Raw genomic sequence first — 15,610 nt, forward strand, 5'->3', positions numbered from 1 at the left:
CTTTGGTTTACGCAATTCCCTAGGCAAAGCGCTATGCGCTTTTCCCGGGAAAACCGCTTCACACTTTGCTCGAACTGCTCAAGCTTAAATTTGGCTCGCGTCGAGGCGCTTCCGTAGCGCCGGCGGGACGACGTTTCGCCAGGCCGTCCGAACGGCGCTGCGGAATGTCTGTTCGTCGCAGGCTTCGAGCATGATCGACGTCCATCCCTTTTGGCCCCAGCCGCCTGTCACGGGCCTGAAAACCGATGGCTCAGCCGCGGCCATCATCTCTTGCTGGTCGCGGTCGAGCTTGACGACAGCACGGTCGGCTTCGGGCAGCGAGACGAAGATACGGTTGCGGACGCGGAAGTCAGCCTTGCCGAAATGCGATTGCTCGACCGTTTCGGGAAGATCGAGCGCCAGCTCTCGGGCCCTCATAGTGTCCACGGCCGCCCCTTCGTTCAGACCGATCGTTTTTCCGCCAGCACCATATAGTTGACGTCCATGTCCTTGGAGCGTGCCCAGCGGTCGGCGAGAGGATTGTAGGTCACGCCGGTGCGGTCGATGATGGTCATGGCGGCGCTGCCGAGCGCCTTTTCAAGCTCTTCGGGCCGCACCAGCTTGCCGAACTGGTGGGTGCCGCGCGGCAGCCAGCGCAGCACATATTCGGCGCCGATGATGGCCAGGCCCAGTGCCTTCAGCGTGCGGTTGATGGTGGCCACGAACATGATGCCGCCGGGCTTGACCATTTCGCCGCACTTGCCGATGAACAGGTCGACATCGGCAACATGCTCGACGACTTCCATGTTGAGGACGACGTCGAATTTCTCGCCGGAATCGGCCAAATCCTCAGCGGTCGTAGCGCGATAATCCACCGTCACGCCGCCTTCGGCCGCGTGCAGCTTCGCCACCTCGATGTTGGTTGCCGAGGCGTCGGCGCCGACCACTTCGGCGCCAAGCCTTGCCATCGGCTCGCACAATAACCCACCGCCGCAGCCGATATCGAGGAAACGCAGGCCTTCGAACGGCCGCGCCGCCCGCGGATCGCGGCCGAAGCGCGCCGCCACCTGGTCCCGAATATAGGCAAGCCGGACCGGGTTGAATTTGTGCAGCGGACGGAATTTGCCGTTCGGGTTCCACCATTCCGCGGCAAGCGCGGAAAAGCGTTCCACTTCTCCGGCATCGATTGTTGATCGTCGGGCCTCTGGCATGGGGCGGGTCTCCTCGGACGCTAGGAAGTCGGGTGCCGGGGCAAGAAAGTCAAGGCCGGTTTTTGCGACTGCCTGGCTAGTCGACCTATGGCCTCGAGATCACAATCGCGGCATGTTCCATCGCAACACTTGCGGGATCGATGGCCCGCATCGCTTCGCAATCGCCGATCTCGGCCATGATCCGGCCTGCGGCGGCGAGAGCCTGCTCGCGACTTCGCCAGCGCACCACATCGACCCATCCGCCATCGTCCCGCCGCGCCAGGCAGCGGTTTACGAAACCAGGTTGCCGCGCCAGCCAGTCGGCGACCAGGTTGTTGGCGGCGGCAAAGCCCGCTTCCGCTCCAGGCTTGAGGCGAAAGGTGACGATTTCCAGGGTCTCGGTCATCTTGCGTCCAGCACGTCGCGCAATTTCGCCGCCAGCTGCTCGATGGTGAAGGGCTTGGCCAGGAAATGCACGTCATGGTCGAGCACGCCATTGTGGACGACGGCGTTCCTGGTGAAGCCGGTGGTGAAGATCACCTTCAGCTTCGGCATGCGCGCCAGCGCCTCCTCGGCGAGCTTGCGCCCATTCATCACCGGCATGACGATATCGGTGAACATGAGCGCCACACCAGGGTTGTCGCCCAGCTTTTCCAGCGCTTCCTGGCCGCTTGCGGCATGAATGACGGTGTAGCCGAGTTCGCGCATGGCATCCGTGGTGGAAGCCCGCACGCGTGGATCGTCCTCCACGACAAGGATGGTTTCGGTGACCGGCACGGCAGGATTTCCGGCTCGTTCCGAAGATATGGCGGCCTCTTCCGGGCCGAAGAAGCGCGGCAGGTAGATCCTGATCGTGGTGCCTTGGCCGGGTTCCGAGTAAATCTTGACGTGTCCGCCGGACTGTTTGACGAAGCCGAACACTTGGCTCAGCCCGAGGCCGGTGCCCTTGTCGACTGGCTTGGTGGTGAAAAATGGCTCGAAAGCCCGCTCCATGACGTCCGCCGGCATGCCGGCGCCGGTGTCGCTGACCGCAATCATTACATACTGGCCGGCTTTGACCTCGGCATTGGTGGCGGCGTAGCCCTCGTCGAGGTGGCTGTTGGCGGTCTCGATGGTCATCTTGCCGTCCTCGCCCATTGCGTCGCGCGCATTGACCGCCAGGTTGAGAATGGCATTTTCGAGCTGGCTCGGATCGGCATGGGTCTTCCACAGGCCGCCAGCCAGCACGGTTTCTATGCGGAGGGTTTCGCCAAGCGCCCGCCGAAGCAGGTCCGACATGCCGGCGACCAGACGATTGGCGTCTACAACCTGAGGCGCGAGCGGCTGCTGGCGCGAGAAGGCAAGCAGCCGTGACGTCAAGTTTGCGGCCCGGGTCGCCGCATCGGTCGCCGCTTCGATGAATTTCATGATGTCGTGCTCGCCCCGCGTCAGCTTGCGCTGGGCGAGGTTCATGGCGCTGATGATCACCGCCAGCATGTTGTTGAAATCGTGGGCGATACCGCCGGTCAGCTGGCCCACAGCCTCCATCTTCTGCATCTGGCGGATCTGCGATTCGGCCTTTTCACGCGTCTGGATTTCGTTGCCGAGCTCGATGTTCTTGCGCATCAGCTCTTCCTGGGCGATCGCCACTGCGCGGAACCGGCGGCGCGAAAGGCGAACCGTGTAGGCGCCAAGCAGGAAGATCGCCAGCAGCGCCGCTATCGAGCCGATTCGCAGCCAGTTTTCGACCCGGTCGGTATGAGCGTCGCGCGCGGCGATGGCTGCGCCGCCAATGCGCCGGATCGTGTCCATGCTGGCCCGGATCTGGTCCATGGCGGCCTTGCCCTGGCCGCTGCGGACCAGTTCCAGAGCTTTTGCCGCATCGCCGCGATCGTAAAGTGCAATCGTCTCAGCCAATTCGGCCTGGTTTTGTGAAAGCGCGTCCTTGACGTGGTTGATCTGCTGCACGAGTTCGTCGTCCGGCGCGGTCATGCCGTCGATGCGGGCAAGCTGGCCCGGAATGGCGTCGACCGCCTGCCGATAAGGCTGGAGGTAGGATTTCTCGCCGGTCAGGAGATAGCCGCGCTGGCTGGTCTCGGCCTCCTGAGCCATCGCAAGCAAACCGGAAAGCAATTCCTGATACTCGACCGCCTCGCGCGCGGCCTCACGATTGGCTCTCTGGGTCTCGACCAGCACGGCGCGTGTGCCGACGATCAACGCCAGCACGGCGAAGCCGATGAACAGCGGCAGCGATTGCCACCGCATGGCGCGTCGAAGGCGAACAATCATTCGATATGCCGGACCAAAAGGAGTTTCCCGCGGGCAGCATTTGGTAAGCGGCGGCGGGGCCGAACGCAATATGCCGCGATCCTGAAGCCGGCATCCGCCGCCAGCCTTGCGAAACCGTGATCATTTGGCTAAGGAGGCGCGCATTCAGCGGCCGGCTTCTGTCGAGCGCTTACTTCCCCTTTCGGTCCTGGGCCGGCTTCAGTCAAAGGCATTTCGCTTCCATGGCGCGCATCGTGATGAAATTCGGCGGAACCTCCGTCGCCGACATCGCCCGCATCCGCAATGTGGCGCGTCACGTCAAACGCGAGGTCGATGCCGGCCATGAGGTCGCTGTCGTGGTTTCGGCGATGGCGGGCAAGACCAATGAACTGGTTGGCTGGACGCGCGAAGCCTCGCCCATGCACGACGCGCGCGAGTATGACGCCGTGGTCGCCTCGGGCGAGCAGGTGACTGCCGGCCTGCTGGCGATCACACTGCAGAATATGGGCGTGCACGCCCGCTCATGGCAGGGCTGGCAGATCCCGATCAAGACCGACAACGCGCATGGCGCGGCGCGCATCCTCGACATTGACGGCGCGTTCCTGATCAAGCGCTTCGGCGAGGGCCAGGTGGCTGTCGTCGCCGGCTTCCAGGGCATCGGCCCGGACAACCGCATCGCCACGCTCGGCCGCGGCGGCTCCGACACAAGCGCGGTGGCCATTGCCGCGGCGGTCAAGGCCGATCGCTGCGACATCTACACCGATGTCGACGGCGTCTACACCACCGATCCGCGCATCGAGCCGAAGGCGCGGCGGCTCAACAAGATTTCGTTCGAGGAAATGCTCGAAATGGCCTCGCTCGGCGCCAAGGTCTTGCAGGTGCGCTCGGTCGAGCTTGCCATGGTGCACAGGGTGCGTACGTTCGTGCGGTCGTCCTTCGACGATCCCGATGCGCCCGGAATGGGGGATTTGCTCAATCCTCCGGGAACGCTCATTTGCGACGAGGAAGAGATCGTGGAACAGCAGGTCGTCACCGGAATTGCCTACGCCAAGGACGAAGCGCAGATTTCTCTGCGCCGCGTCGGCGACCGCCCGGGCGTTGCCGCCGGCATTTTCGGCCCGCTGGCCGAGGCCAACATCAATGTCGACATGATCGTCCAGAACATCTCCGAGGACGGCAAGTTCACCGACATGACCTTCACCGTGCCGTCCGGCGACGTGGACAAGGCGTTGGCCGTGCTGGAGCGTCTGAAGGCTTCGATCGGCTATGACGTGGTGCAGTCGGAAGCCGGCATGTCGAAGGTTTCGGTCATCGGCATCGGCATGCGCAGCCATGCCGGTGTGGCCGCCACCGCTTTCAAGGCGCTGGCCGACAAGGCGATCAACATCCGCGCCATCACTACCTCCGAGATCAAGATTTCGATACTGATTGACGGTCCCTACACGGAACTCGCGGTTCGTACTTTGCATTCCGTGTACGGTCTGGATAAGCAGTAGCGAGAGCGATTTGAGTTGTTGCGTGTGCGCCGGTCGCAGTGGAAACTGCGGCGGGCAAAATGCCCATTGGAGAAGAAGCCGCGATGCGTGATACGGCCAGCGGCCCGCGCGTTCTGCTGAAACGGCTCCGCGAGCTCATGCAGGAGCCGCTGGAGCCGCAGGAGCGGCTCGACCGGATCGTGCGCGACATCGCCTCCAACATGGTCGCCGAGGTCTGCTCGCTCTATGTGCTGCGCGCCGATTCGGTGCTCGAACTCTATGCCACCGAAGGTCTGAACCCGAACGCCGTCCATTTGGCGCAACTGCGGCTGGGGCAGGGCCTCGTCGGCACCATTGCCGCGAGCGCGCGGCCGCTCAACCTCTCCAATGCACAGGAACATCCGGCCTTCGCCTACCTGCCGGAGACGGGCGAAGAGATCTACAATTCCTTCCTCGGCGTGCCGGTACTAAGGGCAGGGCGCACGCTGGGCGTGCTGGTGGTGCAGAACAAGACCATGCGCCACTACCGCGACGACGAGGTCGAGGCGCTGGAAACGACCGCCATGGTGATCGCCGAGATGATCGCCACCGGCGATCTCGCTCGCCTGACCCGGCCCGGCCTCGAACTCGATCTGCGCCGTCCCGTCAGCTTTACCGGCCTGTCCTTCAACGAGGGCGTCGGCCTCGGCCATGTCGTGCTGCATGAGCCACGCATCGTCGTCACCAATCTGTTCAACGAGGACAGTGAGGAAGAGGTGCGCCGGCTGGAGACGTCGCTCGGTTCGCTCAGGCTTTCTATCGACGACATGCTGGAGCGGCGCGATGTCGCCTTCGAGGGCGAACATCGCGAGGTGCTCGAAGCGTATCGCATGTTTGCCAACGACCGCGGCTGGGTGCGCCGGCTGGAAGAGGCGATCCGCAACGGCCTGACAGCGGAAGCGGCGGTGGAAAAGGTCCAAAGCGACATGCGCGCCCGCATGCTGCACATGACCGATCCTTATTTGCGCGAGAGGATGAGCGACTTCGACGATCTCGCCAACCGGCTGCTGCGCCAGCTGATGGGGCGCGGGCCTGACGACGTCGCGGCGTCACTGCCGAAGGACGCCATCCTGGTCGCGCGCTCGATGGGCGCGGCCGAACTGCTTGATTATCCCAGGGACAAGCTGCGCGGCGTGGTGCTGGAAGACGGCGCTGCCACCAGCCATGTCGTCATCGTAGCGCGCGCCATGGGCATTCCGGTCGCCGGCCAGATGAAGGGCGCCGTTTCCATGGCGGAAAACGGCGATGCCATCATCGTCGACGGCGAGGAAGGCACCATCCATCTGCGGCCGCAGCCCGACCTCGAAGCTGCCTATGCCGAAAAAGTGCGCTTCCGGGCGCGCCGGCAGGAAGTCTACCGGGAACTGCGCAAGAAGCCGTCGGTGACCAAGGACGGCGTCCAGGTCGACCTGCTGATGAATGCGGGCCTGGCCGTCGACCTGCCGCAGCTGGCCGAGGCGGGTGCCGCCGGCATCGGCCTGTTCCGCACCGAATTGCAGTTCATGGTCGCCTCGACCTTCCCGCGTGCCGAGGCGCAGGAGCGGCTCTACCGCGACGTGCTGGACGCGGCGCGCGGCAAGCCGGTCACCTTCCGCACCATCGACATCGGCGGCGACAAGGTGCTGCCCTACTTCAAGGGCGCCATCCAGGAAGAAAACCCTGCGCTCGGCTGGCGCGCGATCCGGCTGACGCTCGACCGGCCGGGTCTGCTCAGGACCCAGATCCGCGCTCTGCTGAAGGCCTGCGGCGGGCGCGAACTGAAGCTGATGCTGCCGATGGTTACCGAACTCGGCGAAATCGCCCAGGCGCGCGAGATCATCGACCGCGAAGTGCGGCATCTCTCCCGCTTTGCCCACCATCTGCCGACCAGCCTCAAGGTGGGCGCCATGCTGGAAGTGCCGTCGCTGCTGTTCCAGCTCGACGAGTTGATGAAGGCGGTCGATTTCGTCTCGGTCGGCTCCAACGACCTGTTCCAGTTCGTCATGGCGGTCGATCGGGGGAACACGCAGCTCTCCGACCGCTTCGACACGCTTTCGACGCCTTTCCTGCGGGTTCTGAAGCAGATCGCCGACGCCGGGGTTCGCAACCACACGCCGGTGACGCTGTGCGGCGAGCTTGCCGGAAAACCTATTTCCGCCATGGCGCTGATCGGCCTTGGCTACCGCTCGATCTCGATGTCTCCAGCCTCGATCGGCCCGGTCAAGGCGATGTTGACCGAACTGCCACTGGAGGAATTGGAGGCTTTCTTTGCCGACAATCTGATGGCGCCAGCTCAAGGGCTGCCGATGCGGGCGCTGCTGCAGGCCTTCGCCGACGACCGCTCCATCCCGCTATAGCATTAGCCATGGTCAATCTTCCCCGCGAGCGTATGGATCAGGTCGTCAAGCGTTTCGAGATGCTCGAAGCGCAGATGTCGGCCGGCCCGGCGGCCGATGCCTATGTGAAGATGGCCTCGGAATATGCCGAGCTGCAGGACATGGTGGCCAAGGTCAGGGAACTGCGCTCAGTCGAGCGCGAGCAAGCCGACCTCGAGGCGATGCTTGCCGACAAGGGCACCGATGCCGAGATGCGGGCCCTGGCGGAGGCAGATCTGCCGGGCGTCGAAGCGCGTATCGAACAGCTGCAAAAGGACATCCAGATCCTGCTGTTGCCTAAGGATGCGGCCGACGACAAGAACGCCATCCTTGAAATCCGCGCCGGCACCGGCGGCGACGAGGCGGCATTGTTTGCCGGCGACCTTTTTCGCATGTATGAGCGCTATGCCGCCGAACGCGGCTGGCGCTTCGAGACGGTGTCGGCCAGCGACGGCGATGCCGGCGGCTTCAAGGAAATCATCGCCACCATTTCCGGCAGGGGCGTCTTTGCGCATCTGAAATTCGAATCCGGCGTGCACCGCGTGCAGCGCGTGCCGGCGACCGAGGCCAGCGGGCGCATCCACACTTCGGCGGCGACGGTGGCCGTACTGCCGGAGGCCGAAGAGGTCGACATCGACATTCGCGCCGAAGACATCCGGATCGACACGATGCGCGCCTCGGGTTCGGGCGGCCAGCACGTCAACACCACCGATTCTGCGGTGCGCATCACCCATTTGCCGACCGGTATCATGGTGGTGCAGGCGGAGAAGTCGCAGCATCAGAACCGGGCGAAAGCCATGCAGATCCTGCGTGCGCGGCTTTACGACCTCGAGCGCAGCAAGGCAGACGAGGAGCGCTCGGAGTCACGCAAATCGCAGGTTGGTTCGGGCGACCGTTCGGAGCGCATCCGCACCTACAATTTCCCGCAGGGCCGCCTTACCGACCATCGTATCAACCTGACGCTCTACAAGCTCGACCGGGTGATGATGGGCGAGCTCGACGAGGTCATCAATGCGCTGATCGCCGACCATCAGTCGAAGCTGCTCGCCGATATCGGCCTCGATGGCTGACATGTTGCCCGGCGCGCTCGGGCCGTTGTTGCGGGCGGCGCGGGAGCGGCTTGCCGCGGCCGGCCTTTCCGACCCGGCGCTGGATGCCAGGCTGATCGTCGAACATTTTTCCGGCACGGACCGTACGCAGGCGATCGCCGACCCGCAACGGACGGTCGATGCGGGTGCGGTTGCCGCAATCGGCGCTGCTCTGCAGCGCCGCATGGCCGGCGAACCGGTGCACCGCATCCTCGGGTTTCGCGAGTTTTACGGCCTGCGGCTGTCGCTGTCGCCGGAAACGCTGGAGCCGCGGCCGGACACCGAAACGCTGGTCGAGGCGATCCTGCCTTTTGCCGGCGCGACGGCCAAAAGGCTGGGGGAATGCCGTATCCTCGATCTCGGCACCGGTACCGGCGCGATTGCGCTGGCGCTGCTCAGCGCGGTTCCGGCCGCGACCGCCACCGGGGTCGATATTTTACAAGACGCGCTGGCAACCGCGATACGCAATGCCGAGCAACTCGGACTCGCCGGCCGGTTCGTGGGGCTGCAGTCCGACTGGTTCGAAAAAGTTTCGGGCCGATACCATGTAATTGCCGCAAACCCTCCCTATATATCGTCTGGAGACATTGGAAATCTGCAGGACGAGGTCCGCGATTTCGATCCGCACAGAGCCCTTGATGGCGGTGTGGACGGTCTTGGCCCCTACAGGATCATCGCCGCCGAGGCGGCAAAGTTTCTGGAAGCAGAAGGCAAGATAGCGGTCGAGATCGGCCACACGCAGCGCAATGAGGTCAAAGACATATTCGCGGCAGCCGGCTACAGGCTGGCCGGGGCATTTGTCGATCTTGGCGGAAACGACAGGGTTCTTATGTTTGAACAGGGAAAGCCTTGACGCAGTGCAAAAAAGCGCTTGGCAATGCCGGGGAATGCGGCTAGGGTCCGCCCTAACCGGATGAGACGAAGCAGGCAGTGCTCTTAGCGATTCGGTTTTCCTTGGAAATAGCTGCCTTCTTGCGCAAACGACGCCCAAGCTTCGTGCGGGAATCGTCCGGCAAGTGATGTAACCGGAACAGGATGACACGTGGCGCCAACGCAATTGATGCGGGCGAACGCCGGTGAAGAAACGAAACGGCTGGCTGCATGAGCGCCTCCGTTCGCGAAACGTTTTTCGAAAATTTCAAAATGAAGAGAGTCTTATGAGGCCACAACAGCAGAACAGGCGCATGCGCGGTCGCAACAACAATGGCGGCGGCGGTGGCAACAACAATAACAACAACCGCAAGGGCCCAAATCCCCTGACGCGCAACTACGAGAGCAACGGCCCGGACGTGAAAATCCGTGGATCGGCTCAGCAGATCGCCGAAAAATACGCCACTCTGGCCCGTGATGCGCAAAGCGCCGGCGACCGGGTTATGGCGGAAAATTACCTCCAGCACGCCGAGCACTACAACCGCATCATTGCCGCCGCACAGGCGCAGATGCCGATCCAGAATGCCCCGCAGAACCGCGACGAATTCGACGACGATGAAGATCGCGACGATTTTGACAATGCCGGCAGCGGCAATGGCGGCGAGACTCAAGCGCCGATGGCGAACCACGGCAACGGTCCGCAGCCGACGATTGAGGGCACGCCGGCCGAACTCGCATACGGCCAGGAAAACGGCCGCGAGAACAACAGTGGCCGTGACAATAATGGCCGTGACAATAATGGCCGCAACAACAACGGCCGCGACAACAATGGCCGCAACCGTGACCGCCGCCCCAATGGCGGCTATGGCCAGAACGACCAGCGTGGCGACTTTGCCCAGCGTGGCGAGCAGAACGGCCAGCGCGGCGACCAGCAGCGCTTCACCGAAACCCCGGCACAGGCGGAAACCGTTTCCGCGGTTGAGCCCGAAGCCGAGAGCGGTTTCTCCGAGCCGGCGCCGCTGTACGAAAACCTGTCGCCGGCGGCTCTTGCCGCCCGGGCCGAACTCAATGAGGCAGCCGCCGAGAGCGGCGCTGCCCGTCGCCCGCGGCGTCCGCGCCGCCCGCGCAACAATGCCGATCAGGTCGGTGACGAACAGTCTGGTGGTGGCCAGGTGGTGGATGGCGCCGGCGAGACCGCTGCCGCTGTTGACGTGGTGGATGCGGCGCCGGCCGAAAGCCCTGCCGGCGACCCGTTCGCCGTCGACGCCAACAACTGACCCACAAGACATAAGTCGATGAAACGGCGGAGAGAAATCTCCGCCGTTTTCGTTTGCTCGGCCATGCAATATCATCAGCCGGACGTCTTGAGCGGCAATGGCTTGCGCCCCATATCTGGCGTGAACTGGACCCGGCTCGGATGAGCGGGTCCGTCACCGCAATCTGATCCGGTGCCGCAAAGCGGGCCGGTGATGGAAGGAGACAGATATGAACCTCGAGAAATACTCCGAGCGCGTCCGCGGATTCATTCAGTCCGCCCAGACCATGGCGCTCTCGCGCAATCACCAGCAATTCACTCCCGAACATATGCTGAAGGTCCTCGTCGATGACGATGAGGGGCTGGCCGCCTCGCTGATCGAGCGCGCCGGCGGCAACGTGCGCGACGTCAAGCTTGGCGTCGAGACCGCCCTTGAGGCCATGCCGAAGGTGGAAGGCGGCAACGGCCAGCTTTATCTGGCGCAGCCGCTGGCCAAGGTGTTTTCGACCGCCGAGGAATTGGCCAAGAAAGCCGGCGACAGTTTTGTCACGGTCGAGCGGCTGCTGCAGGCGCTGGCGATGGAGAAGTCGGCCAAGACGGCCGATATCCTGTCCAAGGCCGGCGTCACAGCGCAGGCGCTGAACCAGGTGATCAACGACGTCCGCAAGGGCCGTACCGCCGATTCGGCGAGCGCCGAGCAGGGCTATGACGCGCTGAAGAAATACGCGCGCGACCTCACCGCCGATGCCCGCGCCGGCAAGCTCGACCCTGTGATTGGCCGTGACGACGAGATCCGCCGCACCATCCAGGTGCTGTCGCGGCGTACCAAGAACAACCCGGTGCTGATCGGCGAGCCGGGCGTCGGCAAAACGGCGATCGCCGAAGGTCTGGCGCTGCGCATCGTCAATGGCGACGTGCCCGAATCGCTGAAGGACAAGCAGTTGATGGCGCTCGACATGGGCGCGCTGATTGCCGGCGCCAAATATCGCGGCGAGTTCGAGGAGCGGCTGAAGGCCGTGCTCAACGAAGTCACCTCGGCGGCCGGCGGCATCATCCTGTTCATCGACGAGATGCACACGCTGGTCGGCGCCGGCAAGGCCGATGGCGCCATGGACGCTTCGAACCTGTTGAAGCCGGCGCTGGCGCGCGGCGAACTGCACTGCGTCGGCGCGACCACGCTCGATGAATACAGGAAGCATGTCGAGAAGGACGCGGCCCTTGCCCGCCGGTTCCAGCCGGTCTTCGTCAACGAGCCGTCGGTGGAAGACACCGTGTCGATCCTGCGTGGCCTGAAGGAGAAGTACGAGCAGCACCACAAGGTGCGCATCTCGGATTCGGCGCTGGTCGCGGCGGCGACCTTGTCCAACCGCTACATCGCCGACCGTTTCCTGCCGGACAAGGCGATCGACCTTGTCGACGAAGCCGCGTCGCGGCTGAGGATGCAGGTCGATTCCAAGCCCGAGGCGCTGGACGAAATCGATCGCCGCATCATGCAGCTCAAGATCGAGCGCGAGGCACTGAAGGTCGAGAAGGACGAGGCGTCAAAGGACCGGCTCGCGCGTCTCGAAAAGGAACTCGTCGGCCTCGAGGAGGAATCGACCGAGATCACCGCCAAATGGCAGTCGGAGAAGCAGAAGCTTGGCCTCGCCGCTGACCTCAAGAAGCAGCTCGACGCGGCCCGCAACGACCTCGCCATTGCCCAGCGCAAGGGTGAATTCCAGCGCGCCGGCGAGCTTGCCTATGGCAAGATCCCGGAACTGGAAAAGAAGCTGAAGGAAGCCGAAGCCCAGGACGGCAAGGCCGGCATGGTCGAAGAGGTGGTCACGCCCGACCACGTCGCCCATATCGTGTCGCGCTGGACCGGCATTCCGGTCGACAAGATGCTGCAGGGCGAGCGCGACAAGCTGCTGCGCATGGAAGACGAGATCGGCAAGCGAGTCGTCGGCCAGGGCGAAGCGGTGCAGGCGGTGTCCAAGGCCGTGCGTCGTGCCCGGGCCGGGCTGCAGGATCCGAACCGGCCGATCGGCTCGTTCATGTTCCTCGGACCGACCGGCGTCGGCAAGACCGAACTGACCAAGGCGCTGGCCAATTTCCTGTTCGACGACGAGAGCGCCATGGTGCGCATCGACATGTCGGAATACATGGAGAAGCACTCGGTCGCCCGGCTGATCGGAGCGCCTCCCGGTTATGTCGGCTATGAGGAAGGCGGTGCGCTGACCGAAGCGGTGCGGCGCCGGCCCTATCAGGTCGTGCTGTTCGACGAGATCGAGAAGGCGCATCCGGATGTCTTCAACGTCCTGTTGCAGGTGCTCGACGACGGGCGGCTGACCGACGGGCAGGGCCGCACGGTCGACTTTCGCAACACGCTGATCGTCATGACGTCGAACCTCGGCGCCGAATATCTGGTCAATCTCGGCGAAGAGCAGGATGTCGATGCCGTGCGCGACGAGGTTATGAGCGTGGTGAGAGCCTCGTTCAGGCCGGAGTTCCTCAACCGCGTCGACGAGGTGATCCTGTTCCACCGGCTGCGCCGGCAGGATATGGGCCGCATCGTCGAGATCCAGCTCAAGCGGCTGGAAAGCCTGCTCGTCGACCGCAAGATCACACTGTCGCTCGACCAGGAATCGATCGACTGGCTGGCGGCGAAGGGCTACGACCCGGCCTATGGCGCGCGGCCGCTGAAGCGGGTGATGCAGAAGGACCTGCAAGATCCGCTGGCGGAAAAAATCCTGCTTGGCGAGATACTCGACGGCTCGACCGTCAAGGTCACCGCCGGCTCCGACCGGTTGAATTTCCGGTCCAGGCCCACTGTGGTGCCGACCGACGCGGCAGCCTGATCCAACGCCGCGCGTCCGACCGGACGCGCGGCATTTTCTTATGAAACAACAATCCTTTGACGGGGGTGCAGATGACGCTGGACGACTACAACAGCTTCTGCGCCTCGCTGCCGCAGACGACGCATGTCGTGCAGTGGGGCGGGGCCGATGTCTGGAAAGTCGGTGGCAAGGTCTTCACCATCGCCGGCCATGACCGGGAGGGTGGCGTCTTCGTCACCTTCAAATGCTCTGAAATGGCTTATGACGTGCTGAAGGATCAGCCCGGCTGCCGGCCGGCGCCCTATCTCGCCTCGCGCGGCATGAAATGGATCCAGCGTCAGACAAGCCAGAGCATGGATGATGATGCGCTGAAGGACTATCTCGGCGAAAGCCACCGCCTCGTCGTCCTCAAGCTGACGAAGCAGACGCGCAAGGAATTGGGCCTGTAGCAACCAGTAATCCGCCATCTTCATGCCCGGTTCATGTTGGAAAGCTTATGTTGTGGTTTGCTGGCGAAGGGGTTTGCCTGCAGGCTTTTGACGATCAGGGCGTTCCTTGCGCATCCAAACGGTGGCGAGAACGTTCTGGTGGGAACACTGCCGGGCGGCGGCAATTACGCATGACCCCGAAAATCGAAATTCGATTTTCGGAAAGGATCATGCGCAGACATGAAGTGTTACAACGTCCTTTGCGCGTCCAAACGGACGCGCGGCGCTGTAAGTACCGGAGAGTTTGACCACCATGTTCCGCACGATCCTTGCCTTTTCGGTGCTCGCCGCCGGGCTGCTCACGTCCAGCGCCATGGCATCGCCGACTGTGGACAACGCACTGCCGGCCGTCCGCGCCGCCGATAGCGGCGGCATTGTGCTTGCCCAGGACGGCAATCTCGACATCTATTACGACGCCAGGGGCAACCGCGTCATCGTCGATGCCGAGACCGGCAAGGTCATTGCCATCCAGCCGCCGCAGACCAGGCTCGACCGCCGCGCGCTGCGCCGGGAAATGCGGGCACGTGAGCTTGGACGCGCACCGGTCGAAGACGACGACCGCTACTATCTCGACGATCCCGAAGACATGGCGCGTTTCCGCCGCAGGCAACTGGACGATCAGGGACGAATCCCCGGCCCGCCGGTTGATGAATACGATCCTGAAAGCGACAGATTCCTGGGGGCCGCTCCGCAGGATGATGCCAATGACAGCGACACCTATCCGGAAGCGCCGAAATCCGCTGAACCGCGGCCCCTCAAGCGCCAGCCGCTGAACGAAGCCTCTATCGATCCCGCCGAACCGGCGGCGCCCGCCGACCAGGCCGCGCTGCCGCCGAAAGCCGGTGGCAAGACCGTGGTCGATCCCTCGCTTTCACTCGGCGCACGCCAGGATGTAGCCGCCTTGCAGGTGCTGCTCGACCGCGCCGGCGCTTCACCCGGCGTCGTCGACGGGCGCTTCGGCTCCAATGTCGACAAGGCGCTTGCCGCCTATAACCAGATCACCGGCAGCAATCTGCGCTCGACCGACGCGGTCGGCATCCAGGCTGCGCTGGCGCAAACCGGTGGCGATGCTTTCGCCAATTATACGATCACGCCCGAAGACGCGGCCGGGCCTTATGTCGCCTCGATACCGGAGGATTACAGCCAGAAGGCGCAGCTCGACCGCATGGCTTACACCTCCGTCACCGAAGCCTTGGCCGAACGGTTCCACATGGACGAGAACTACCTGAAGGGGCTCAATCCCGAGGCCGACTTCAGCCGTCCCGGCACCATCATCAAGGTCGCCAATTTCGGCAGGCTGGTGGCGACGCCGGTTGCCCGCATCGTCGCCGACAAGGACAAGAAGCAGGTGTTCGCCTATGACGCCGGTGGCAAGCTGGTCGCGGCCTATCCGGCCACCATCGGTTCAGCCGACACGCCCTCGCCGACCGGCACCCATACGGTGTCGCGCGTCGCGCTCGATCCGAACTACACCTACAACCCCAGCATCAATTTCAAGCAGGGCCAGAACGACAAGATCCTGACCATCCCGCCGGGTCCGAACGGCCCGGTCGGCTCGGTGTGGATTGCGCTGGACAAGCCGACCTATGGCATTCACGGCACGCCCGATCCCTCCAAGATCGGCAAGACCGAAAGCCATGGCTGCGTGCGCCTGACCAACTGGGATGCGCGTGAACTGGCCAAGCTGGTGTCGCCGGGCGTCACCGTCGAGTTCGTCGGCGGTCCCTCGGCCGATGATGTTGCGGAGCAAGTGAGCGCTCCAGCGCAGTGATGTGCGGCGCGGCCCCAAGGGCGGCCCCCAACCCGGGG

The 15,610-nt window shown here is 63.8% G+C and carries 12 protein-coding genes; 8 read left to right on the top strand and 4 right to left on the bottom strand.

Annotation, left to right across the window (positions count from 1 at the left end):
- Window positions 1–84: 84 nt before the first annotated feature.
- The 4 genes from NKJ64_RS20340 to NKJ64_RS20355 form a co-directional block, all read right to left on the bottom strand.
- Entirely contained in the window at window positions 85–417 is a 333-nt protein-coding gene (locus tag NKJ64_RS20340; protein WP_023693995.1) for an MmcQ/YjbR family DNA-binding protein, read from the bottom strand.
- A gap of 23 nt (window positions 418–440) precedes the next feature.
- Window positions 441–1,190, bottom strand: a complete 750-nt coding sequence (gene ubiG / locus NKJ64_RS20345) for a bifunctional 2-polyprenyl-6-hydroxyphenol methylase/3-demethylubiquinol 3-O-methyltransferase UbiG (RefSeq protein WP_023672976.1) — start codon at window positions 1,188–1,190, stop codon at window positions 441–443.
- A gap of 85 nt (window positions 1,191–1,275) precedes the next feature.
- A complete protein-coding gene (locus NKJ64_RS20350; RefSeq protein WP_352463217.1) occupies window positions 1,276–1,575 on the bottom strand; it encodes an antibiotic biosynthesis monooxygenase family protein in 300 nt (99 codons plus the stop codon).
- The gene (locus tag NKJ64_RS20355) at window positions 1,572–3,413 is read right to left on the bottom strand and encodes a CHASE3 domain-containing protein (RefSeq protein ID WP_502902880.1); all 1,842 of its coding nucleotides are present in this window, start codon (window positions 3,411–3,413) and stop codon (window positions 1,572–1,574) included. Before NKJ64_RS20355 ends, NKJ64_RS20350 begins: the two co-directional genes overlap by 4 nt.
- Window positions 3,414–3,658: 245 nt before the next feature.
- Between NKJ64_RS20355 and NKJ64_RS20360 the strand changes: the two genes are divergently transcribed.
- The 8 genes from NKJ64_RS20360 to NKJ64_RS20395 all read left to right on the top strand — a co-directional run bounded on the left by NKJ64_RS20360 (window position 3,659) and on the right by NKJ64_RS20395 (window position 15,572).
- The gene (locus NKJ64_RS20360) at window positions 3,659–4,912 is read left to right on the top strand and encodes an aspartate kinase (protein WP_023685777.1); all 1,254 of its coding nucleotides are present in this window, start codon (window positions 3,659–3,661) and stop codon (window positions 4,910–4,912) included.
- An 83-nt stretch (window positions 4,913–4,995) separates the two neighbouring features.
- On the top strand, window positions 4,996–7,266 hold the full coding sequence (gene ptsP, locus NKJ64_RS20365; RefSeq protein WP_023693992.1) for a phosphoenolpyruvate--protein phosphotransferase: 2,271 nt from the start codon (window positions 4,996–4,998) through the stop codon (window positions 7,264–7,266).
- Between the two features lie 8 nt (window positions 7,267–7,274).
- Window positions 7,275–8,354, top strand: a complete 1,080-nt coding sequence (gene prfA / locus NKJ64_RS20370) for a peptide chain release factor 1 (RefSeq protein ID WP_023712842.1) — start codon at window positions 7,275–7,277, stop codon at window positions 8,352–8,354.
- Entirely contained in the window at window positions 8,347–9,225 is an 879-nt protein-coding gene (prmC, locus tag NKJ64_RS20375) for a peptide chain release factor N(5)-glutamine methyltransferase (protein ID WP_023748457.1), read from the top strand. The genes prfA and prmC overlap by 8 nt, the downstream gene beginning before the upstream one ends.
- A gap of 304 nt (window positions 9,226–9,529) precedes the next feature.
- The gene (locus NKJ64_RS20380) at window positions 9,530–10,519 is read left to right on the top strand and encodes a DUF4167 domain-containing protein (RefSeq protein ID WP_352463219.1); all 990 of its coding nucleotides are present in this window, start codon (window positions 9,530–9,532) and stop codon (window positions 10,517–10,519) included.
- 208 nt (window positions 10,520–10,727) lie between these two features.
- Window positions 10,728–13,334, top strand: a complete 2,607-nt coding sequence (clpB, locus tag NKJ64_RS20385; protein ID WP_023685772.1) for an ATP-dependent chaperone ClpB — start codon at window positions 10,728–10,730, stop codon at window positions 13,332–13,334.
- Between the two features lie 71 nt (window positions 13,335–13,405).
- Window positions 13,406–13,762 (top strand): MmcQ/YjbR family DNA-binding protein, encoded by a 357-nt coding sequence (locus NKJ64_RS20390; protein WP_023685771.1) that lies wholly within the window; start codon window positions 13,406–13,408, stop codon window positions 13,760–13,762.
- Between the two features lie 292 nt (window positions 13,763–14,054).
- Window positions 14,055–15,572 carry a L,D-transpeptidase family protein gene (locus tag NKJ64_RS20395; protein ID WP_023743066.1) on the top strand — a complete coding sequence of 506 codons (1,518 nt, stop codon included), beginning with the start codon at window positions 14,055–14,057 and terminating at the stop codon, window positions 15,570–15,572.
- The last annotated feature ends 38 nt before the right edge of the window (window positions 15,573–15,610 follow it).

Source organism: Mesorhizobium sp. M0062 (genome assembly GCF_040323125.1).
In the GTDB taxonomy this organism is placed as follows: domain Bacteria; phylum Pseudomonadota; class Alphaproteobacteria; order Rhizobiales; family Rhizobiaceae; genus Mesorhizobium.